The organism is Pseudomonas reinekei (assembly GCF_001945365.1).
In the GTDB taxonomy this organism is placed as follows: Bacteria; Pseudomonadota; Gammaproteobacteria; order Pseudomonadales; family Pseudomonadaceae; genus Aquipseudomonas; species Aquipseudomonas reinekei.
Genome location: NZ_MSTQ01000031.1, coordinates 1 through 21,438 on the forward strand (window position 1 = coordinate 1; position 21,438 = coordinate 21,438).

Here is a 21,438-nt window from a genome sequence, read left to right on the forward strand (position 1 = left end):
AACGGCAAACGGCTCAAGCCGGCGTTGCAGGCCAAGGCCCTGCAGGCTGGCTGGTTACAGGCGCTGGATACCCTGCCCGAAGGGCATAAGCCGGTGCGCGTGTTCTACGACACCACCGATAATCAAGAGGCTGAAATCGCCCTGACCCTTGCCTTGCACGGCCTGAATACCGACGGCCATGGCATCGAGTTGGGCAATGTCGACGAGGGATACAACATCGGACGGCGCCTGGGCAACACAGGGGTGAGTAGTGCGCTGGTGGAAATCAACCTGGCGACCATTGCCAGCTATCTGGACGGCGGAACCAGTGCGGTGGTTTACGCCGGTGCAGATGGCAGCCTGACGGTACAAATGATCCGCCCGCCGGACGCAGCGCGCAAAGAGAAGAACCGCGCGAACCGTGGTGCCGACCCGTTCAAGTTTGGTTCCCCTAACGGCGGCGCACCCAGACCATGAGCCATCCTGTTTGTGTGGGGATGACACCCGCCGCGCTGGCGCTCAGGATGTGCGGGCAAGTTAGGTCGGCGCCGCTGCGATCAATCAGGATCGCCACGGACTGCTTGTATCTTTTTTCTTTCAATGAAAAACAGTTTTTGCCCTATTCCCAAGTAAGCGAATGAAAAGCTTCGACAATTCATGGCCTTAGGCCTGCGTGAAAACCCGCAACTTGCATGTAGATAAAGTTCAACTCATGCATTTTGCACGAATCCGAAAAATGATCATTTTGTTAAGTTGTTGATTTATATGAATAAATTTCCCGTCTCAAACTTGGCACACCGTTCGCAATATCTCTGGTAACCCTGCTGACATCAACCCAGCAGATTTTCTAGAAAAACAGGAGTTACTCGTATGAAGAAGTTTGCTATCACTGCCGCTGCTGCTACCGCGCTGACCCTGACCATGGCCAACGTTGCGTTCGCCCAAAGCACCCAGGCTACCCAGTCGCCAATGGTGCTGGCCGCCGGTGAAGTCACTGAGGCGAAAGAAGCTACTTCCGATACCTGGATCACTACCAAAGTCAAAGCTGACCTGGTCACCGAAAAAGGTATCCCAGGTACCGATATCAAAGTTGAAACCAACAAAGGCGTCGTTTCCCTGTCGTCCACCGTTGCTGTAACCGACGCTCAGAAAACCACCGCCGTGGCGATCGCCAAGAAAATCAAAGGCGTTAAAGCGGTCTCCGCTGACGGCCTGAAAGCCGAGTAAGGCAAGGCTTCTCGCCTGGACCGGGAGAAGATGCGGTAGACGGGCCGAGTCATACGCCTGCCGCCTCTTGAGTGTTCATGCGAACGGCCACAAGGATGTGGCCATTACAGGCCCCGGCATTCGTGTCGGGGCCTGTTCTATTTAAGGATCAATGCATAACCAATGTGGGAATTAGTTACCGCGCTTGCTGGTGATTTGCACCAAACGATTACCTTCAAACCGCAGGTACTGATACATCCCGCCGTTTGGACCGTAAGTCCATTCCTCGACCTGAAACTCTTCCCGTCGATTGCCACTGCGCTTGTAACCGAGCAAGTCGCGGCTGACCGGCTCCCCACACTTTTGCAGCACCTCGCTGGAGCGGTCGCCGGTACTGATCAACTGGCTGCCGCAGCGCAAAGTGTCCGCCGCCAAAACCGGGCTCGCCGCTGTAGCCAACGCCAGTGCGAGCAGCAGCTGTTTGCCCATCACTCGGCGTCCAGGTGCATCGGCGTGACGACCTTGCCGTCTTTTTCCGCTTCACCCAACTGCGCATCGATGAAGTAAACGCGGTCATCGGCGAGCTGGCCCTTGTCGACCAGATAATCCTTGATGGTGCTGGCCCGATCCTGACCCAACTCACGCAACAGCACTTCACTGGCACTCCAGAACTGGATTACGTCGGCACGCATTTTTGCGGTGCGTTCTTCTTTACCCAGGTCTTTCCACTCGACAGGCGGCTGGGTTTTCAGGCGTGTGCGATAGATCCCTTCCAGCAACGGACCTTTCTCGCCGTCGGGCACATCCAGCAAGCCAGCCCTCGCCGGCACCTTGTCGCCTCGGCGCTGGAGCATTTTGTAGTAGTTGTACTGGTATTCCCGTTCCAGACGCTGCTCGGCAATCAGCGGACCGTCGCTGCTCTTCGCGGCCGTACCTTCGATTTCCAGGCGCAGGGCCGGGCGATCCTTGAGCGCTTTCGACAGTTTGTCCAGGGCGCCTTCGGCATCCTTGCTCAGAACGCTGGAACCTGGCGCGAACGACACGCTGCCCAGATCTTCCGAACCGCCACCGGCCACCAATCCTCCGATGAGTTTGAACGGTGCGGCGGCGGCCTTGACGATCAGGTTGCGCAGGGTCTGCCAGACAATCGGCATGACGCTGAACTGCGGGTTGTTGAGGTCGCCGGTCACCGGCAGTTCGATGGAAATTTTGCCGTCGACGTCTTTGAGCAGCGCAATCGCCAGTTTCAGCGGCAGGCTCACGGCGTCGGGGCTGTCGACTTTTTCACCCAGTTGCAGTTGCTCGACCACCACTTTGTTGTCAGCTTTGAGCTGGCCTTTGGTGATTCGGTAATGCAGGTCGAGGTTCAGTCGGCCCTTGCGGATACGGTATCCCGCGAATTTGCCGGAGTACGGCGTCAGTGTGGTCAGTTCCACGCGTTTGAAACTGGTGGCGATGTCGAGGCTGGCCATCGGATCAAACGGGTTGACCGCACCTTTGATGGTCACCGGTGCATAGCGGTCGACCTTGCCTTTGACGTCGACAGTGGCTGGCTTGGCCTGGCGACTGTCGATGGTGCCGATTTGCCCGTTGAGCTGCTGGATCGCGGTGGCGAAGTTCGGCGTCAGGCTGAAGTCGGCGAAGTTGGCCGAGCCGTCATTGATGGCTATGCCGCCGATGTGAATGCCCAACGGTTTTTCTTTGCTGGCGGCGGGTTTGGCAGCGGCAGGTTTGGCGCCGGTGTCGGCCGGTTGCGGGATCAACAAGTCATCGACGTTGGTGGTGCGGTCATCGTTGATCATGAAGCGCACGTAGGGTTGCAGCAGATTGACCTTGTCGATCGACAGGCTGTCGCCATGCTGATAGTTCAGGCCTTCGACCACCACCTGTTGCCACTTGAGGAAGTCACGGGTTTTCAGGGTGTCGAGGGTGTGCAGTTGATCGACCTGGGCGCGACCGGTGACGTTGAACGCCAGCGGTTCGGTGCTTTTCAGGTTGACGGCCAGATCACTGCCGAGCATGCCGCTGCGCAGCTCCAGGCGAATGAACGGGCTGATGTAGGACTGGGCGATGCGCAGGTCGATGTCTTTGGTCTGCACATTCAGTTTGGCGCTGACCGGCGCCAGATTGACCTCGCCATCGGCTGTGAGCTTGCCTTGCTTGCCTACGCCGGTGTCGAGCCTGAGCAAGAAGGGCGAGCCATTGAGGCTGTCGAATTTCTGCAGGTCAAGATTCAGCGGCCCCAGTTCCAGTGCCACGGCGGGCTGAGCCTTGCGGTCTGCCAGGTGCACCTGGTAATCGCGTAGCTGGACGTCGTTGAGCAGTACCTGCCAGGGCTTGCTTGGGGCAGGTTCGGTTTTCGGCGAGTCGGCGGCAGCGGGTGTGCTGGCCGGTTCGGCGTTGGCTTTGACGGCTGACTTGGAGGGCTGGCTGGCGAACAGTTTCTGCCAGTCGAGCTGACCATCGGCTTCCAGCGCGGCCCAGGTTTCCAGCTTGTGGCTGCGGATCTTGCCCACCACTACTTGTTGCTTGGCCAGGTCGACGGTGGTTTCGCTGACGTCCAGACGCTCAAGCTTCACCAGCGGTCGACCGTCCGGTGCCTTGATGGCGAAGGGCGCGATGGTGGCCGAGAGATTGCTCAGCAGCAGTTCGGTTTCTTTGGAAAGGTTGAGTTTGTAGTCGGTGCTGATGCTCATGACACCGCTTTCGAGGTCCAGAGGGACGGCGTCGCGCACATACGGCCAGAAAGCTTTCATCTTGCCGTCGGTGATCTTCAAGTTACCTTCGGAGGCAATCGGGATCAGGCTGAAGTTACCGGTCCAGTCGATCTGCCCGCCGTTGGGGCCGATGGCCACCAGGGTCATGTCGGCGCTGTCTTCTGGCAGGGTGCTGAGGTTTTTCAGCTCGAAATCGAGTGAGTCGTAGAGAAATTCGATGGGTTCGCTGGGCCGGGCATCCTCAAAGTGCACCGCACCGCCGGCCAGTTTGATGCGCTCGATGCGCAGCGGAAACGGCTTGGCATCCGGGTCGGCTGGGGTGGGCTCGCTGGCCGGAATCTTGAACAGCCCGAGCAGATTGAGTTTGCCGTCCTTGCTGAAGAGGATTTCGGTCTTGGACTTGTCCAGTTCAACATCTGACAGATGCAGCGCCTTGGTCCACAAGCTGTCGAGTTGCAGATTGGCGTACAGACGTTCGAAGCCAATCTGTTCCTTGCCGGGCTCACCAATGCTCAGGCCCCAAAGGGTTACTTCGAGGCTGAACGGGTTGAGTTCGATGCGCTGAAGCGTGGCGGGCGTCGTGGCGTAATTGGCCAACTGCTGGTTGGCGATGCGCAAGGCGACGCCCGGCAGAATCAGAAAGCCCAGCAAGCTGTAAAGGGCCAGAGCAGTCAACAAGGCGCCGATGGCGCGAATCAATCCTTTGTACATGCGTGGCTTCATCTGTCTGAATCGGAGTGCCTTGGAGTATGGCACGCGATTCCGGTTCCGAAGCAAACAGCCTGTTCAGGTTTTTCAGATTTGTCTGACAGAGATCAAAGCTGCAGGATCAGGGTTTTCAGTGGCGGCTGTTGATCCATGGACGGGAAATCGGCGCCTGGTTTCATCACCGTCCACTCACGCACTGGCCGGCCGGCTTTCTCGGCGCAGCGCAAAACCTGTTCACGCCAGTCGTCCATGCTGACTTTTGCCAGGTTGTTGCAGCAGATCAGCACGCCATTGTCGGCGGTGGTCAGCAGCGCGGGTTTGAGCAGGCTCTGATAGTCGCGCAGCAGGTCGACGGTACCGAACGCACTCTTGGCCCAGGCCGGTGGATCGAGCAGCACCAGATCGTATTGGCGCTGTTCGAGGCGCTGATAGCTTGGCAGCTTTTGCCCGCGACGCTGGCTGATGGGCAGTCCGGCGAGTTGGCGAATGGCCGGGAAGTAGTCGGACTGGATGAACTCCATGGTCGGCAACTGCGGGTTGAGCAGGCCGTTTTCACGACCGACCGCCAGGTTACCTTCGGCGAAGTCCAGGTTGCACACCTCGCGGGCGCCACCGGCCGCCGCACTGAGGCCAACACCACAGGTGTAGGCAAACAGGTTGAGCACACTTTTGTTCTTGCTGTGATCCTTGACCCAGCCACGGGTGTTGCGCAGGTCGAGGAACAGCAGCGGATCCTGCCCGGCGTGACGGCCGCGAACGCGGTAATTGAGGCCCCACTCGTGGCCTACCAGATCCTGCAGCGCCGCTTCGTCGGCGCGGTAGACGGTGTTTTCGCGGTCGATGCGCGAGTTGCCACGTGAGCGGTCGTTGTAGACCAGCAGGGTTTCCATGCCCAAATGGCTGTTGACCATTGCGTGCAGGTGCAGCAGGTCTTCGCGATCCAGCGACTGATGGAAACTCTGCACCATCAGTTGCGGACCGTAACGGTCGATGGTCAGGCCGCCAGCGCCTTCCTGGCTACCGTGGAACAGGCGATAGCAGTCGGTGCCCTGGCTGTGCAGCTCGGTGAGCAGTTCCTGGCGATGATCGAGGGCGGCGCGCAGCGCCTGATTCAAGGAAGACATGCTGAGCGCCTTGCAGGAGGTAATTTGGCGCGAGAGTTTATCAGTTTGGCACAGGACCGAGTTGCTGCCATCGCGAGCAGGCTCGCTCCCAGACTGGTTTGCGGCGCGCACAGAATGCCCAGTCAACAGAAGCCCCCTGTGGGAGCGAGCCTGCCCGCGATGCTTTTAAGCCTTTCAAGTCAGCAAGCCCATGCGTCACCTGGCCCGTTGCTCCGAGCCATTGCGCACCACCCGGCGCAACATCGGCGCACTGCGATTGACGCTGGCGCGGATCAGTTTTCGTTGTAGCGGGCTCTGGCGGACGTCGAGCATGTCACTGGCCCAGTCCGGCAACAAGTCGATGCCAGACTGGGCCGAGCATGTCCTCGCGGAAATTCGAGTGGTCCCAGGCGCCAGCCAGGGCCAGTGGATGCAAGGCTTGCAGCATCAAAGCGCGGATGCCACCGATGAGCATGCTGCTGAAGTCACCGTGAACTTGCCAGCTCACCGAATCAGGGCCGAACAGCCCCGGATCGCCCTTGGGTTTCTCCAGATCGAGCTTGCCCAGGGACAGACCGGTCAGGCTTATGATTTGGGTCTCAATGCGGGTGCGGATGAATTCCATGAAGACTCGTGGTGAAGGAGGGGCGCGGCCGTTGGCCACGCCCGGGGTTCTACTGATTCAGGCGTTTATCGATCAAGCCTTGTACCACGCTCGGGTCGGCCAGGGTCGAGGTGTCGCCCAGACTGTCGAGTTCGTTGCAGGCGATCTTGCGCAGAATACGCCGCATGATCTTGCCCGAACGGGTTTTTGGCAACGCTGGCGCCCACTGGATCAAATCCGGTTTGGCGAAGCTGCCGATTTCCTTGCTGACCATCGCCAGCAATTCTTTCTTCAGCTCGTCGCTGGCGTCGACGCCGTTCATGGGCGTGACGAACGCGTAGATGCCCTGGCCCTTGACGTCGTGTGGGTAACCAACCACGGCCGCCTCGGCGATGCTGTCGTGCAACACCAGCGCACTTTCCACTTCGGCGGTACCGATGCGGTGCCCGGACACGTTGATCACGTCGTCGATACGCCCGGTGATCCAGTAATCGCCATCTTCGTCGCGACGGGCGCCGTCACCGGTGAAGTAGTAGCCGGGGTAGGGCTTGAAGTAGGTGTCGATCATCCGTTGCGGGTCGCCATAGACGCTGCGGATCTGCGCCGGCCAGCTGGATTTGATCGCCAGCACGCCACTGCCGGCGCCTTTGATTTCCTTGCCCTGTTCGTCGAGCAATACCGGTTGCACGCCGAACATTGGTTGCGTGGCGCAGCCGGGTTTTATCCGTTGCGCGCTCACCAGCGGGCTGAGCATGATGCCGCCGGTCTCGGTCTGCCACCAGGTATCGACAATCGGGCAGCGCTCTTCACCGACCTCATGGAAGTACCACTCCCACGCTTCCGGGTTGATCGGCTCACCGACAGTGCCGAGTAATCTGACGCTGGCGCGGGAGCTTTGCTTCAGCGGTTCCGGGCCTTCACGCATCAGCGCGCGCAAAGCGGTGGGCGCGGTGTAGAAAATGTTCACTTTGTGCTTGTCGATCACCTGCCAGAAACGCGAGGTGCTTGGGTAGCTGGGCACGCCTTCGAAGATCAGCGTGGTCGCGCCATTGGCCAGTGGCCCGTAGACGATGTAGCTGTGGCCTGTTACCCAGCCGACATCGGCGGTGCACCAGAACACTTCGCCGTCGCGGTAGTCCAGCACGTACTTGAAGGTCATCGCCGCCTGCAGCAAGTAACCGCCGGTGGTGTGCAGCACGCCTTTGGGTTTGCCGGTGCTGCCGGAGGTGTAGAGGATGAACAGCGGGTCTTCGGCTTCCATGGGTTCTGGCGGGCAGTCGTCGCCGACATCGCGCAACGCCTGGTGATACCAGATGTCCCGGCCTTCAACCCAGTTCACCTGATTCTGAGTGCGCTCGACCACGACCACGGTGCTTACGTCCGGGCAGCTTTGCAGTGCCTTGTCGACATTGTGCTTCAACGGTACGAACTTGCCACCGCGCACGCCTTCATCGGCGGTGATCACGGTGCGGCAGTCGGCGTCGAGAATCCGGTCACGCAGTGAATCCGGGGAGAAACCGCCGAACACCACTGAATGCACCGCACCGATGCGCGTGCAGGCGAGCATGGCGTAGGCCGCCTCAGGAATCATCGGCATGTAGATGCACACCCGATCGCCTTTCTTCACGCCACGGCTTTTCAGCACATTGGCCAGTCGGCAGACATGGTGATGGAGTTTTTTGTAGGTGATCTGGGTGGATTCGGCGGGATCGTCGCCTTCCCAAATGATCGCGATCTGATCGCCGTGTTTTTCCAGGTGCCGGTCGATGCAGTTGTAGCTGACATTGAGTTTTGCGCCGGCAAACCAGTTGGCTTCACCGGTTTTGAGGTTATAGCGCTGGACGGTGTCCCAGGGTGTGCTCCAGTCGAGGAAGCGGGTGGCCTGTTCGGCCCAGAACGTACTGGGGTGGTCGATGGATTCGCGGTACAGGCGCTGGTAGTCGTCTTGACTCAATTGTGCAGCCCGGCGGACGGCATCGGCTTTGGGGAACGTGCTGATATCGAACATGACGGTTCCTTCTTCTTGTTTTGCGACAAGATCTAAAGATGCGCCGAGTGAACATCGGGTTCAAGTCGTATACAAAACAACTGTGGGAGAGAGCCTGCTCGCGATGGCGGAATAACATTCAACAGTGATGTCGACTGTCAGACCACTTTCGCGAGCAGGCTCGCTCCCACAGGGTGTTGCGGTATTGCTTCAAATCAGCCGCGGTGACGACCACGGAAATAGTTGATCAAGCCTTGGGTGGACGGGTCATCTGCCGGCGTTTCCTCGCTGCCGACCAGACGGTTGTAGACGCCTTTGCCCAGCTCCTTGCCCAGTTCCACGCCCCACTGGTCAAAGGCGTTGATGCCCCAGACCACGCTCTGCACGAAGACTTTGTGTTCGTACATCGCCACCAATGCGCCGAGACGACGCGGACTGATGCGCTCGACCACCAGGGTGTTGCTCGGACGGTTGCCCGGGATCACCTTGTGCGGCGCGAGTTTCTGCACCTCGTCTTCACTCATGCCTTTTTCACGCAGCTCGGCTTGGGCCTCGGCCAGGGTCTTGCCAAGCATCAACGCCTGGCTTTGCGAGAGGCAGTTGGCGTACAGCCACTGGTGATGGTCGGACACCGGGTTGAAGCTGACGATCGGCACGATGAAATCAGCCGGGATCAGCTGGGTGCCCTGGTGCAGCAACTGGTGATAAGCGTGCTGGCCATTGCAACCGACGCCGCCCCAGATCACTGGCCCTGTGTCAGTGCTGACTGCTGTGCCGTCCTGGCGCACGCTCTTGCCGTTGGATTCCATGTCCAGCTGTTGCAAGTGCTTGGTGATGTTACGCAGGTAGTGGTCGTACGGCAGGATCGCATGGCTCTGCGCGCCCCAGAAGTTGCCGTACCACACGCCAAGCAACGCCAGCAGCACTGGCATGTTTTGCTCGAACGGGGCGCTCTGGAAGTGCTGGTCCATGGTGTAGGCACCGGACAGCAGCTCCTTGAAGTTCGACATGCCGATGGCCAGGGCAATCGGCAAACCGATGGCCGACCACAGCGAGTAACGACCGCCAACCCAGTCCCACATCGGGAAAATGTTTTCTTCGCGGATACCGAAGGCCACGGCGGCAGCGTTGTTGCTCGACACCGCGATGAAGTGACGATACAGCTCGGCTTCCGAACCACCCTGTGCCAGGTACCAGGCGCGGGCGGCCTGGGCGTTCTTCAGGGTTTCGAGGGTGTTGAAGGATTTCGACGAGACGATGAACAGCGTGGTCTCGGCGCGCAGTTTCATGGTCAGCTCGTGGAACTCGCTGCCGTCGATGTTCGCCAGGTAGTGGCAACGCACGCCTTTTTGCGCGTAGGACAGCAAGGCTTCCGACACCAGCTCCGGGCCGAGGAAAGAGCCACCGATACCGATGTTCACCACGTCGGTGATCGGCTTCTCGGTGTAGCCGCGCCACAGACCGTCGTGGATGCGGCCCACGAGGTCGGTGATCTGGTTCAGTACCTTGTGCACCTCCGGCATCACGTTGACGCCGTTGACCGACAGCTTGTCGCCAACCGGACGGCGCAGCGCCGTGTGCAGGGCCGGGCGACCTTCGGAAGCGTTGACGATTTCGCCGTCGAACAGTGACTTGATCGCGCCCTGGAGGTCGACCTCATTGGCCAGACCCACCAGCAGGTTGCGGGTCTCGGCGTTGATCAGGTTCTTCGAATAGTCGAGAAACAGGCCGCAACTGCTGAGGGTGAATTGGGTAAAGCGCTGCGGGTCGGCATTGAAAGCCTCGCGCATGCTGAAATCCTGCATGGCTTGGCGGTGGTCTTTCAACGCTTGCCAGGCGGGCAGAGCGGTCACGTCGTGAGGAGTGCGGTAATACGCCATCGCTGCGGGTTTCCTTTTTACTTGAACGGCCTTTTGAACACTAAAAATACCGGAGCGCCATGGGTGGGCGTCCCGGTTAACTGCGTCGACACGAATTCATGGCGCAGGGCGAATACAGTAAACCCCGCGCAGGGATCTGTCTTGACTTTGTCTGACCTGATTCCGGTACTTTTTTAACATCGAAGTTAGGAACCGTCCGACAAACGGAACAAGACAGGGTGGGATCAGGCGACTTTGACTGGCACAGATGCCTGTTGTGGGAACCAGCAGGCTGCTTCCCACAAAAGGCAATGTGATGTTTAGAGGGGGGCGTCGAGGTTAAGGTGCAGGTTGTCGATCAACCGTGTGGTGCCGAGGAATGCCGCCACCAGGATCACCAGGTCCCGATCTTCTGTCGTTGCCGGACGCAAGGTCAGTGCGTGGCGAATTTCCAGGTAGTCCGCACGCAAGCCTGCGGTTTCAAGCTGTTGGATTTTCGCGTTGATCAGCGCCGGGAAATCCCGCTCTCCTTGCTTGATCGATTCGGCAATCTCGCTCAACGTGCGATAAACCACTGGCGCCACGGCACGATGTTCTTCGCTGAGGAAACCATTGCGGGACGACAGCGCCAGGCCATCGGCCGCGCGTACGGTCGGTTCGCCGATGATCTGGATCGGCATGTTCAGGTCATGGACCAGCGCGCGGATCACGGCCAGTTGCTGGAAGTCCTTCTGACCGAAAATCGCCAGGTCCGGCTGGACCATGTTGAACAGCTTGCTGACCACCGTTGCCACGCCTTCGAAATGCCCCGGGCGGCTGGCGCCACACAAGCCTTCGGAGAGTTGCGGGACGCTGACTCGGGTCTGCCCGGCCATGCCGTCGGGGTACATCTCTTCAACGGTGGGGGCGAACAACAGGTCGCAACCGGCTTCGAGCAGTTTTTCCTGATCGGCCAGGAGGGTGCGCGGGTACTTGTCGAGGTCTTCGCCGGCGCCGAATTGCAGCGGGTTGACGAAAATGCTCGCGACCACGAAATCCACCCGTTGGGTGGCCTTGGTAATCAGCGCGACATGACCGCTGTGCAGGTTGCCCATGGTCGGCACGAAGCCGATGCGCTTGCCTTCGTTGCGGGCACGGGCCACGGCGGCCCGCAGTTCGCGTACGGTTTTTACGGTGTTCATGCAGAGAATCCGTGTTCGATGCCTGGGAAAGTCGCCGCTTTGACTTCGCTGACGTAAGCACTCAATGCCGCGTGAATGCTTTCCTGGCCGGCCATGAAGTTCTTCACGAATTTCGGTACTCGGCCAGTGATGGACAGGCCCAGCATGTCGTGCAATACCAGAACCTGGCCGTCGGTGCGATTGCCAGCACCAATGCCGATCACGGGAATTTTCACCGCCTGGGTGATTTCTTCGGCCAACTCGCTCGGTACGCACTCGAGCAGCAGCATGGCCGCGCCGGCCTGTTCCAGCGAAATCGCGTCGGCGCGCATCTGTCGCGCCTGGTTTTCGTTGCGGCCCTGGACTTTGTAGCCGCCGAGAATGTTCACCGATTGCGGGGTCAGGCCCATGTGCGCGCAGACCGGGATGCCGCGCTCGGCGAGCAGGCGGATGGAGTCAGCCAGCCACAATGCGCCTTCGACTTTGACCATGTGCGCGCCAGCCTGCATCAACAGGGCGCTGTTGGTCATGGCCTGTTCGGTGGTGGCGTAGGCCATGAAGGGCAGGTCGGCGAGAATCAATGCATCGCTGTTACCGCGTTTAACGCAGGCAACGTGGTAAGCCATTTCGGCAGTGGTGACAGGCAGGGTGCTGTCGTGACCTTGCAAAACCATGCCGAGGGAGTCGCCCACCAGCAGCACTTCGACGCCAGCCTGATTGCAGGCGTGGGCGAAGGTCGCGTCATAGCAGGTCAGCATGGTGATTTTTTCACCTTTCTGCTTGAGGCTCTGGAGCGTGGTCAGGGTGATGGCTGGCATGTCAAAAATCCTCGTTCAGGCGCTATGGAAACTTCAGCGAGTAACGCGCGTGATTCGTCATCTACTCAGGCGCACGGTCTTTTGTCGTGCTTATAAGGCCTGGATTGCGCCCTTGTGTGCCGTGTTGGCGGCAGCGGGACGCCTATAGTCGTGATGAGAACTCGGGAAGTCAATCCGGTGTGTTACCGCATTGTTACGGGTGGGGTGTTACCGAAGGGGACTGATGCGATTCAGCAGATTCTGTAGCAACAATGCAAACCAATCTGGGAGTGAGTCTGCTCGCGATGGCGGTGTATCAGTCGACAATTTTGCTGAATGACACTCCGCTATCGCGAGCCGGTTCGCGCCAATAAGGGTTTTGCGTCAATCTTCGGACAGGCGTTCCAGGCCGACGAACGGACAGGCAGCCAGTAGATCTTTAAGGCAGCGGCCATCGGCCAGGTGCAGAGCGGCAGGTGCCAGTTCAGCCAGCGGATACAGGACAAAAGCCCTTTCCTGCATGTGGTAATGAGGGACTTTGAGGCGCGGCTCATCGATCAAACGGTCGCCGAACAACAGGATGTCGAGGTCCAGCGTGCGTGGCCCCCAGCGCTCCAGTCGCTCGCGGCCCTGACCGTTTTCGATGGCTTGCAACGCATCAAGCAGGGCGAGCGGGGCGAGGGTGCTGTCGAGGGCGGCCACCGCATTGGTGTAACGCGGTTGGCCCGGGAGCAGCGAGTCGCTTTGATAAAAGGCGGAAACCCCGACCAGCGCCGATTGCGGCAATTGCGCCAGCGCTTCAATGGCGCTGCGCAGTTGTTCGGCGGGGTCAGCCAGATTACTGCCCATGCCGATGTAGATGCGTTCCATGGATTACTCGCCCGAGGTGCTCGAAGCGCCCGCTGCGCGTTTACGCTTGGAACCGCCGCTGCGACGACGTTTACGTGGCGCGCCGCTACCTTCGTCCTTGCCACTGAGGTCGCGGATCATGTCGCGACGTTCGCTTTCATTGGCGTCCTGGTAATCCGTCCACCATTCGCCCAGGCCATCGGTTTGCTCGCCCGCGCTTTCGCGCAACAGCAGGAAGTCGTAACCGGCGCGGAAGCGTGGATTGTCCAGCAGCAGATCGGCGCGTTTGCCACTGCGGCGGGGCAGGCGTTCCTGCATATCCCAGATCTCGCGGATCGGCATGGTGAAGCGTTTCGGGATCGCAATGCGCTGGCATTGCTCGGCAATGAGCTCGTGCGCCGCTTCCTGCATCGCCGGAATTGGCGGCATGCCACGTTCCTGCAGGCGCAGCACCCGTGCCGGCAACGCAGGCCAGAGGAGGGCCGCAAACAGGAATGCGGGGGTCACCGGTTTGTTCTGCTTGATGCGCAGGTCGGTGTTGATCAGCGCTTCACTGATCAGGGTGTGGGTGTAAGTCGGGTTGTACTCCAGCGCCTCGGCACTGGCCGGGAACAGTGGGTCGAACAATTGCAGGTCGACCAGCATCTCAAAGGTGTCCGCGGCATGGCCGGAGAGGAACAGTTTGAGTACTTCTTCGAACAGACGAGCCGACGGAATCTCGCGCAGCATCGGTGCCAGGTCGCGGATTGGCACTGCGCTGTGTTTTTCGATGCCGAAATTCAGTTTGGCGGCGAAACGCACGGCTCGCAACATCCGTACCGGGTCTTCCTGGTAGCGCTGTTTCGGATCGCCGATCAGGCGGATCAGCTGATTGCGAATGTCGTGTACGCCGTTGGCGTAATCGAGAATCCGCTCGCTGACCGGGTCGTAATACAAGGCGTTGATGGTGAAGTCGCGGCGTTGCGCGTCTTCCTCCAGAGTGCCATAGACGTTGTCGCGCAGGATGCGCCCGCTTTCGTTGCGCGAGGATTGATTGTTGTCTTCCTCTTCGTCGTTTTGCGGGTGATTGGCGCGGAAGGTGGCGACTTCGATGATCTCGCGACCAAAGTGGATGTGCACCAGTTTGAATCGGCGACCGATGATCCGCGCATTGCGAAATTCGGCCCGAACCTGTTCAGGGGTGGCACTGGTGGCGACGTCAAAGTCTTTCGGCGTGATGCCGAGCAGCATGTCACGCACACAACCGCCAACCAGATACGCCTGGTAACCGGCGCCCTGCAGGCGTTCGACGATGTTCACCGCGTAACGGCTGAATTGGCCCTTTTGCAGCGAGTGTTGGCCGCTGTTGAGCACTTCAGGCGTGCTGCGGATGTGTTGCGTACGACGCTGGGGAGTACGGAATGACTGGAACAGCTTCTTCAGCATGGGATGCACTGTTTGAAGGAATGTTCGGCCAAAACAAAGAATGACCGCATGATGGGCGGGGATTCTAGCATTTAGTCGGGGGATGGTGTAGGACGCAGCAGATATGAGCTGTAAGGCGCAACACTGTGGGAGCGGGGTTTTCTGAATCGCAGAAACTACAAGGGGAGCCGAAGCTCCCCAAGAAGTAGTTGCATGCTCTATTTTTGTTATTGGTTTCGGGCTTTTTGTTTTTGTTAAGTGCCCTCGCCATGAAGTTTTCCTTCATGACCCTCCCAATCGGGAGCCAAGAGCAAACGGATTGCTTTGGTCGCTGAATTGCAGTGATCTTCCGATCCAACCAGTACAGGCTCTGTCTTAAGACAGTTTTTGTTGTTCTCGGCCTGGTCGTGGGGCAAGCCCCAAATACAACGCCTCTCCAAAAGAATCAGTTAGCTGCGCCTCTCGCCGTCTTGTTTTTATTGTGCGTGAGTCGATTCGTCTTATTTTTATTGTCTTGTGCATTGCTTGTTATTGTTCTTGTACCAAACATATAGCAGGGTGCGTGCCAACTTTTGCGAAGCCCAGTAAAACAAGGGGTTAGGCGTGCTGATGGGGTTTGCGCAGGCCAAAAAAAACCGGGGCTTCGTTACCGTAAGCCCCGGCTTCTGTTACGTGGAAAAACTGAGGTAACAGTTTTTTCACAAAGTCATGTGTTACCCGCACCTGAGACAGGTGTGGTTCAGCTCTCGCTGGCCACCCCGGTCTTGCGCCGTGGAATGCCCAGGCGCTGACGACGTTCCCACAGGCACTTGCGGCTGACCCCAAGTTTGCGGGCCAGTTCGGTTTCGGTCATGTGGTCCTGATGCTCAAGCACGAAATGCTGGAAGTAGTCCTCCAGGGACAGATCTTCGGTTGGCTCATGATTGTTGTTACCGGAGTTGCCGTTGCCCTGTTGCGGGGGCAGGCCGATGAACTCGTCATCTTCCAGATCACTCAGTTCGATGTCGATGCCCAGCAGCTCGGCAGAAATCTCCGGGCTCTCGGAAAGGATGACTGCGCGTTCGACGGCGTTCTCCAGCTCACGCACGTTGCCTGGCCATGAGTAATGACGAATGGCCTGTTCGGCATCCGGGGCGAATTTGAGGTCGGTACGGTTTATCCGTGCGCTTTGCCGCGCCAGGAAGGCATTGGCGATTTCGTTGACGTCGGCACCGCGCTCGCGCAGGGCCGGCAATTTCAGGGCAATCACGTGCAGGCGGTAGTACAAGTCTTCACGGAACTGGCCGATCTTGGCCAGGCTCTTGAGGTCACGGTGCGTCGCGGCAATCAGGCGTACATCGACTTTCTGCGACTGAACCGAGCCGACCCGGCGAATTTCACCTTCCTGCAATACGCGCAGCAGTCGCGCCTGGGCTTCCAGTGGCAACTCGCCGATTTCATCGAGGAACAGCGTGCCGCCATCGGCAGCTTCTACCAGGCCCGCCCGCCCGGCGCTGGCGCCCGTGAACGCGCCCTTCTCGTGGCCAAAAAGTTCGGATTCGATCAGGCTTTCCGGAATCGCAGCACAGTTCACCGAGATCATCGGTGCCTTGGCGCGCCTGGAGAGGTTGTGCAGGGCGCGCGCCACCAGTTCTTTGCCGGTGCCAGACTCGCCCTGGATCAGGACGTTGGAATCGGTCGGTGCGACTTTGCGGATCTTGCCATACAAATCCTGCATCGGTGGGCAAGAGCCAATGATGCCGATTTCGCCATTGCTGTTGTCCGGGCCGGATTTGGCCGCGCCATTGGTGGCTTTGCCGGCAACCGGCTCACCGCTGGTCTGCACCGCTTGGCGGTCGCGCAGGATACGTGCGACGGCCTGGAGCATTTCATCGTGATCGAAAGGCTTGGCGATGTAATCCACCGCGCCCATCTTCATCGAGTCAACTGCCGAGCGCAGGCTGGCGTAACTGGTCATGATCAGCACCGGAGTGCCCTGGCCGAGTTTGATCAGCTCGGTGCCCGGAGCGCCCGGCAGACGCAGGTCACTGACGATCAGGTCGAACGTTGGAATGGTGAAGCGTTCTTGTGCTTCCTGCACTGAACCGGCTTCGCTGACCTGGTACTGGTTGCGTTCCAGCAGGCGGCGCAAGGCGGAGCGGATAATGGTTTCGTCTTCGACGATCAAAATGTGCGGCATTGATTCGATACTCTCGACGGTCTCAGTTCACAGCGGACGTCGCTTCGACATGACGCGGCAATGTCACCCGGATACGGGTGCCGCGCTGGCTCTGAACATCAGCCGGGCTGTCGATGGTGATTTGTCCATAATGCTCTTCAACGATGGAATAGACCAGTGCAAGGCCCAGACCGGTGCCTTCGCCAGGATCCTTGGTGGTGAAGAAGGGTTCGAACAATCGGTCCATGATGTTCTTCGGAATACCGCTGCCTTCGTCTTCCACGATCAGGTCGACCGTGTGTTCGCCGGCTTCGCTCTTGACCCGCACCGCACTGCCTGGAGGCGAGGCATCGCGGGCGTTTGAGAGCAGGTTGATCAATACCTGAGCGAGTCGCTGCGGATCGCCTTCGACCCAGTGGTCGGGGTCGCACAGGTTGTAGAACTGCACTTCGAAATTACGCCGGTTCAGCGCCAGCAAACCGATGGCGTCCTGAGCGACCTCCGCCAGGCAGACGGGCTCGTCGCTGTGCTGGTGACCGCCGGCATGGGCGAAGCTCATCAGCGACTGCACGATGCGTGAGACGCGTTTGGTTTGCTCAAGAATCTGACCGCTGATTTCCTTCAGCTCGCCATCGTCTTCGCGCTCTTCGCGCAGGTTCTGCGCCAGACAGGCGATACCGGTGATCGGGTTGCCGATTTCATGGGCCACGCCGGCGGCCAGTCGACCGATGCTCGCCAGGCGCTCGGAATGCACCAGTTTGTCTTCGAGCATCTGGGTTTCGGTCAGGTCTTCCACCAGCAGCACCAGGCCACTGTTGCCCGGCGCAAGCGGTTCGTCGATCGCCGCTTTGTGCAGGTTGAGCCAGCGGGTCTGGCCATCGAGGGCCAGGTGCTGCTTGTGCAAGTGCTCGTCCGGAACGTTGATGAAGCCTTGCAGCAGCTCCTTCCACGGATCGGCAATGGTGCTCAGGCGCGAACCGACCACGCGTTGCGCGGCGATCCCGGTCAGCTCCTCCATGGCTTTGTTCCACATGAGGATTTCCTGATCCTTGGCCAGAGAGCAGACGCCCATCGGTAACTCTTGCAGGGTCTGACGGTGGTAGCGGCGCAGGGCGTCGAGTTCGGCGGCCAGGCCGGTCAGGCGCGAGTGGTAATCCTCGAGGCGGCTTTCGATGAAGTGGATGTCCTCGGTCACGTAGTTTTCGCCGCCGGCCTTATAAGGCAGGAAGGTCTCGACCATGTCTTGCGCCACACTCGGGCCCATCAGGCCCGAGAGGTTGGCTTCGATACGGTCGCGCAAACGACGCAAGGCATACGGGCGGCGCTCGTCGAAAGGCAGGTAGAGGTCGCGCAGGGCCTGTTCGACTTCCTTCTGTGCAGCCTTGGCACCCAACGGCTTGGCCAGTTGCGTGGCGAATTCCTGTGGCGAGGCGGCATGCAGTTCGCGGCGCTGCGGCCGGCGCACGTTGTCCACCGCGCACGCCTCGGCGGCGCTGGCCTCTTCTGTGCTGGCATTGGTGAACAGCGAGATCAGGGTGAACATCAGCACGTTGGCGGCCAGCGAGGCGATTGCCGCCATGTGCCAACTGGTGTCATCCAGCACGTAAATCATGTTCAACAGCGGGATGTAGAAGCCTTGCAGGTTCCCGACCAACGGCAGCAGCATGGTCACCAGCCACACCAGAATCCCCGCCAGCAAACCGGCGATGAAACCGCGGCGATTGGCGGTCGGCCAATACAGGACCGAGAGCACGCCGGGCAGGAACTGCAGCGTGGCGACAAACGCGACGATGCCGAGGTTGGCCAGGTCCTGCTCCGCGCCGAGCAACAGGTAAAAACCGTAACCGGCCATGATGATCGCGACGATCAGCGCCCGGCGAGTCCATTTCAACCAGCGGTAGATGTTGCCTTCGGCCGGCGGCTGATAAAGCGGCAACACCAAGTGGTTGAGTGCCATCCCCGACAACGCCAGGGTGGTGACGATGATCAGGCCGCTGGCAGCAGACAACCCGCCGACATACGCCAGCAACGCCAACGCCTTGCTGTTGGCGGCAATGCCGATACCCAGGGTGAAATACTCCGGGTCGGTGGTGGCGCCGAGTTTGAGGCCTGCCCAGAGAATCAACGGCACCGCCAGGCTCATCAACAGCAAAAACAGCGGCAAACCCCAGCTCGCGCTGACCAGCGAGCGCGGGTTGAGGTTTTCGGTGAAGGTCATGTGGTACATGTGCGGCATCACGATCGCCGAGGCGAAGAACACCAGCAGCAGCGTCCGCCATGGGCCTTCCTGCAGCGGCGTGTGCAGCGCGGCGAGGGCGGTCTGGTTTTGCAGCAGCCATAGCTCCAGCTGTTGCGGGCCATCGAACACGCCGTAAAGCGCATAGAGGCCGACGCCGCCAAGGGCGATCAGCTTGATCACCGATTCGAAGGCAATCGCGAACACCAGCCCCTCATGCTTCTCGCGGGTGGCGATGTGGCGGGAGCCGAAGAAAATCGTGAACAGCGTAATCAGCGCACAGAAACTCAAAGCCACGCGATGCTGCACTGGCTCGCGGGTCAGAATGCCGATGGAGTCGGCCACCGCCTGAATCTGCAACGCCAGCAGCGGCAGCACCCCGACCAGCATGAAAATCGTCGTGAGCGCACCGGCCCAGGTACTGCGGAAACGGAACGCAAACAGGTCCGCCAGGGACGACAGCTGATAAGTGCGGGTGATTTTCAGGATTGGATACAGCAACACCGGCGCCAGCAGGAAAGCCCCGGAAACGCCAAGGTAACTGGACAGGAAGCCGTAGCCGTACTGGTAGGCCAGTCCTACGGTGCCGTAAAACGCCCAGGCGCTGGCGTAGACGCCCAGCGACAGAGTGTAGGTGAGCGGGTGGCGAATGATCGCCCGCGGGATCATGCCCCGTTCGCTGATCCAGGCTACGCCGAACAGCACCGCCAGGTACGCGGCGCTGATCAGGATCATCTGGGTCAGGCTAAAGCTCATCGGCATCTTTTTGGCTCTGCAGGATGAAGGTCACGACGATCAGGATCAGCCAGAGCAGATAAGGGCGATACCAGGCGCCAGTGGCGTCGATCCACCAATCCATGATGGCCGGGGAAAACAGGTAAATCCCCACTACCAGGAGCAGGACCAAGCGATAGATGTACATCCCGGCCTCTCTTTTTTATGCGCGTGCCCGAAAACGTGCGGCGATGGTAACGGATGGGCGCGTCACTGCAAGCACGATCACTGCAGCTGCGCCTCTGGCAGGCAGAGTGTGCGCGGGATCAGCGTGGCGTCCCAGTGTGCGATGCCCCAGTCCAGCACTTCCCGTGGCGTACCATGAGCCAGTTCAGCGCCGGGGTTTTGCCCCAGTGCACGCAGGGCGCGCAGCAGCAGCGGCGTGGCCTGGTCTTCGCTGAGTGGCGGCGAACGGTAGGACTTGCCGAGTTTGTTGCCATCAGGCTGAGTAATCAGCGGGATGTGCAAGTAGCGCGGTTGGCGCAAGCCAAGCAGTTCCTGCAGGTAGAGCTGGCGCGGCGTGGAATCGAGCAGGTCGGCACCGCGCACGATGTCGGTAATGCCTTGCCAGGCATCGTCCAGAACGACCGCCAGTTGATAGGCGTAGAGCCCGTCGCGGCGGCGAATCACGAAATCACCGACATCCCGGCCCAGGTGCTGGTGAAACTCACCTTGAACGCGGTCGATGAAGTGGTAATCCAGTTCAGGCACGCGTATCCGGATCGCGGCATCTTCGGTGCCATGCCCGGCATTGCGACACAAACCCGGATAAATGCCGTGATATGGCTCCAGTTGTTTGCGCGAGCAGGTACAGGCGTAGGCCAGACCATGGTTGAACAGGCGATTAAGCACTTCGGCGTAGGCGTCGTGACGGTCGCTCTGGCGAACCATCTCGCCATCCCATTCGAAGCCGTAGCTTTCCAGTGCTTTGAGTATGGCTGCCTGGGCGCCGGGTTCTTCACGGGGCGGATCAAGGTCTTCCATGCGCATCAGCCAACGGCCGCCCACCGAGCGCGCGTCGAGGTAGGAGGCCAGCGCTGCGACCAGCGAACCAAAGTGCAAATGGCCACTGGGGGTCGGGGCGAAGCGTCCGATGTAGGCGGGAGAGGTGGTGGCGGTCATGAATGCAATATTACGATGTCCGGTCGTGCACAAGTCACATGTGGGAGCGAGCCTGCTCGCGAAAGCTGAATGTCAGTCAGCATCAGTCCTGGATATGAAGACCCCTTCGCGAGCCGGCTCGCGCCCACGGGATTCCTGTCGAAGCCAATGTCAGAAACAAAAACGGAGCGTTCGCACGCTCCGTTTTTCGTTCAAGTCGCAATTATTTGCCGACTTGCTTTTCCTTGATTTCCGCCAGGGTCTTGCAGTCGACGCACATGTCGGCAGTAGGACGTGCTTCCAGGCGCTTGACGCCGATTTCAACGCCGCACGACTCGCACCAGCCGTACTCTTCGTCTTCGATCAGTTGCAACGTCTTGTCGATCTTTTTGATCAACTTGCGCTCGCGATCACGGGCTCGCAGTTCAAGGGCGAACTCTTCTTCCTGGCTGGCACGGTCTGCCGGATCCGGGAAGTTGGCTGCTTCGTCCTTCATGTGATCAACCGTACGGTCGACTTCCTGCATCAAGTCCTGTTTCCACTTGTTCAGGACCTTGGTGAAATGAAGCCGCATGGGCTTGCCCATGTACTCCTCGCCCGGAACTTCTTTATAGGGTTCGAAGCCGCTAATCGTCGGTTGTTGCTGCTTTGCTTGGGTGGACATGAAATAGACCGCCTCTACTCTTGTAATCCATCTGCGCAGGATTGCTCCATCACCGACACCTGCCGGCCCTGCGGCTGCAAGCGGGCGAACTTACCAGATCAAATCAGACCGCGCTACTCCCGGATGTCGAGC

The 21,438-nt window shown here is 59.6% G+C and carries 15 protein-coding genes and 2 pseudogenes; 2 read left to right on the plus strand and 15 right to left on the minus strand.

Annotated elements, in window-relative coordinates; translation table 11 throughout:
• Positions 1 to 456, plus strand: a pseudogene (locus BVK86_RS28140) (DUF2875 family protein); the annotation flags it as partial.
• A 393-nt stretch (positions 457 to 849) separates the two neighbouring features.
• On the plus strand, positions 850 to 1,206 hold the full coding sequence (locus tag BVK86_RS28145; RefSeq protein WP_075949497.1) for a BON domain-containing protein: 357 nt from the start codon (positions 850 to 852) through the stop codon (positions 1,204 to 1,206).
• A gap of 171 nt (positions 1,207 to 1,377) precedes the next feature.
• Here the strand turns inward: BVK86_RS28145 and BVK86_RS28150 are convergent, their stop codons facing one another.
• The 15 genes and pseudogenes from BVK86_RS28150 to dksA all read right to left on the minus strand — a co-directional run bounded on the left by BVK86_RS28150 (position 1,378) and on the right by dksA (position 21,306).
• Positions 1,378 to 1,674: a DUF2845 domain-containing protein gene (locus BVK86_RS28150; RefSeq protein WP_075949498.1), complete on the minus strand. Its 297-nt coding sequence runs from the start codon at positions 1,672 to 1,674 to the stop codon at positions 1,378 to 1,380.
• Positions 1,674 to 4,625 (minus strand): DUF748 domain-containing protein, encoded by a 2,952-nt coding sequence (locus tag BVK86_RS28155; protein WP_075949499.1) that lies wholly within the window; start codon positions 4,623 to 4,625, stop codon positions 1,674 to 1,676. The genes BVK86_RS28150 and BVK86_RS28155 overlap by 1 nt, the downstream gene beginning before the upstream one ends.
• Before the next feature lie 92 nt (positions 4,626 to 4,717).
• Positions 4,718 to 5,734 (minus strand): class I SAM-dependent rRNA methyltransferase, encoded by a 1,017-nt coding sequence (locus BVK86_RS28160; RefSeq protein WP_075949500.1) that lies wholly within the window; start codon positions 5,732 to 5,734, stop codon positions 4,718 to 4,720.
• A gap of 195 nt (positions 5,735 to 5,929) precedes the next feature.
• A pseudogene (locus BVK86_RS28165) lies at positions 5,930 to 6,338 on the minus strand (oxygenase MpaB family protein).
• Positions 6,339 to 6,387: 49 nt separating this feature from the next.
• The gene (gene acs, locus BVK86_RS28170) at positions 6,388 to 8,325 is read right to left on the minus strand and encodes an acetate--CoA ligase (RefSeq protein WP_075949501.1); all 1,938 of its coding nucleotides are present in this window, start codon (positions 8,323 to 8,325) and stop codon (positions 6,388 to 6,390) included.
• A gap of 194 nt (positions 8,326 to 8,519) precedes the next feature.
• On the minus strand, positions 8,520 to 10,184 hold the full coding sequence (pgi, locus tag BVK86_RS28175) for a glucose-6-phosphate isomerase (protein WP_075949502.1): 1,665 nt from the start codon (positions 10,182 to 10,184) through the stop codon (positions 8,520 to 8,522).
• Between the two features lie 299 nt (positions 10,185 to 10,483).
• A complete protein-coding gene (panC, locus tag BVK86_RS28180) occupies positions 10,484 to 11,344 on the minus strand; it encodes a pantoate--beta-alanine ligase (protein ID WP_075949503.1) in 861 nt (286 codons plus the stop codon).
• On the minus strand, positions 11,341 to 12,141 hold the full coding sequence (panB, locus tag BVK86_RS28185; RefSeq protein ID WP_075949504.1) for a 3-methyl-2-oxobutanoate hydroxymethyltransferase: 801 nt from the start codon (positions 12,139 to 12,141) through the stop codon (positions 11,341 to 11,343). Before panB ends, panC begins: the two co-directional genes overlap by 4 nt.
• Positions 12,142 to 12,504: 363 nt before the next feature.
• Positions 12,505 to 12,990 carry a 2-amino-4-hydroxy-6-hydroxymethyldihydropteridine diphosphokinase gene (gene folK, locus BVK86_RS28190; protein ID WP_075949505.1) on the minus strand — a complete coding sequence of 162 codons (486 nt, stop codon included), beginning with the start codon at positions 12,988 to 12,990 and terminating at the stop codon, positions 12,505 to 12,507.
• Positions 12,991 to 12,993: 3 nt separating this feature from the next.
• Positions 12,994 to 14,394, minus strand: coding sequence for a polynucleotide adenylyltransferase PcnB (locus tag BVK86_RS28195; RefSeq protein ID WP_075949506.1), 1,401 nt, complete (start codon positions 14,392 to 14,394; stop codon positions 12,994 to 12,996).
• A gap of 718 nt (positions 14,395 to 15,112) precedes the next feature.
• On the minus strand, positions 15,113 to 16,552 hold the full coding sequence (locus BVK86_RS28205; protein WP_075949508.1) for a sigma-54-dependent transcriptional regulator: 1,440 nt from the start codon (positions 16,550 to 16,552) through the stop codon (positions 15,113 to 15,115).
• 22 nt (positions 16,553 to 16,574) lie between these two features.
• Complete coding sequence (locus BVK86_RS28210) at positions 16,575 to 19,529, minus strand: sensor histidine kinase (RefSeq protein WP_162279049.1); 2,955 nt, start codon at positions 19,527 to 19,529, stop codon at positions 16,575 to 16,577.
• Positions 19,513 to 19,689 carry a hypothetical protein gene (locus tag BVK86_RS29685; RefSeq protein ID WP_003176118.1) on the minus strand — a complete coding sequence of 59 codons (177 nt, stop codon included), beginning with the start codon at positions 19,687 to 19,689 and terminating at the stop codon, positions 19,513 to 19,515. The genes BVK86_RS28210 and BVK86_RS29685 overlap by 17 nt, the downstream gene beginning before the upstream one ends.
• Before the next feature lie 77 nt (positions 19,690 to 19,766).
• A complete protein-coding gene (gluQRS, locus tag BVK86_RS28215) occupies positions 19,767 to 20,663 on the minus strand; it encodes a tRNA glutamyl-Q(34) synthetase GluQRS (protein ID WP_075949510.1) in 897 nt (298 codons plus the stop codon).
• A 202-nt stretch (positions 20,664 to 20,865) separates the two neighbouring features.
• On the minus strand, positions 20,866 to 21,306 hold the full coding sequence (gene dksA / locus BVK86_RS28220; protein ID WP_075949511.1) for an RNA polymerase-binding protein DksA: 441 nt from the start codon (positions 21,304 to 21,306) through the stop codon (positions 20,866 to 20,868).
• Positions 21,307 to 21,438: the final 132 nt, after the last annotated feature.

Bases quoted from the DNA above. Each gene is read 5' to 3' on its own strand.
- BVK86_RS28145 (WP_075949497.1), top strand. From the start codon at position 850: ATGAAGAAGTTTGCTATCACTGCCGCTGCTGCTACCGCGCTGACCCTG.
- BVK86_RS28150 (WP_075949498.1), bottom strand. From the start codon at position 1,674: ATGGGCAAACAGCTGCTGCTCGCACTGGCGTTGGCTACAGCGGCGAGC.
- BVK86_RS28155 (WP_075949499.1), bottom strand. From the start codon at position 4,625: ATGAAGCCACGCATGTACAAAGGATTGATTCGCGCCATCGGCGCCTTG.
- BVK86_RS28160 (WP_075949500.1), bottom strand. From the start codon at position 5,734: ATGTCTTCCTTGAATCAGGCGCTGCGCGCCGCCCTCGATCATCGCCAG.
- acs (WP_075949501.1), bottom strand. From the start codon at position 8,325: ATGTTCGATATCAGCACGTTCCCCAAAGCCGATGCCGTCCGCCGGGCT.
- pgi (WP_075949502.1), bottom strand. From the start codon at position 10,184: ATGGCGTATTACCGCACTCCTCACGACGTGACCGCTCTGCCCGCCTGG.
- panC (WP_075949503.1), bottom strand. From the start codon at position 11,344: ATGAACACCGTAAAAACCGTACGCGAACTGCGGGCCGCCGTGGCCCGT.
- panB (WP_075949504.1), bottom strand. From the start codon at position 12,141: ATGCCAGCCATCACCCTGACCACGCTCCAGAGCCTCAAGCAGAAAGGT.
- folK (WP_075949505.1), bottom strand. From the start codon at position 12,990: ATGGAACGCATCTACATCGGCATGGGCAGTAATCTGGCTGACCCCGCC.
- BVK86_RS28195 (WP_075949506.1), bottom strand. From the start codon at position 14,394: ATGCTGAAGAAGCTGTTCCAGTCATTCCGTACTCCCCAGCGTCGTACG.
- BVK86_RS28205 (WP_075949508.1), bottom strand. From the start codon at position 16,552: ATGCCGCACATTTTGATCGTCGAAGACGAAACCATTATCCGCTCCGCC.
- BVK86_RS28210 (WP_162279049.1), bottom strand. From the start codon at position 19,529: ATGCCGATGAGCTTTAGCCTGACCCAGATGATCCTGATCAGCGCCGCG.
- BVK86_RS29685 (WP_003176118.1), bottom strand. From the start codon at position 19,689: ATGTACATCTATCGCTTGGTCCTGCTCCTGGTAGTGGGGATTTACCTG.
- gluQRS (WP_075949510.1), bottom strand. From the start codon at position 20,663: ATGACCGCCACCACCTCTCCCGCCTACATCGGACGCTTCGCCCCGACC.
- dksA (WP_075949511.1), bottom strand. From the start codon at position 21,306: ATGTCCACCCAAGCAAAGCAGCAACAACCGACGATTAGCGGCTTCGAA.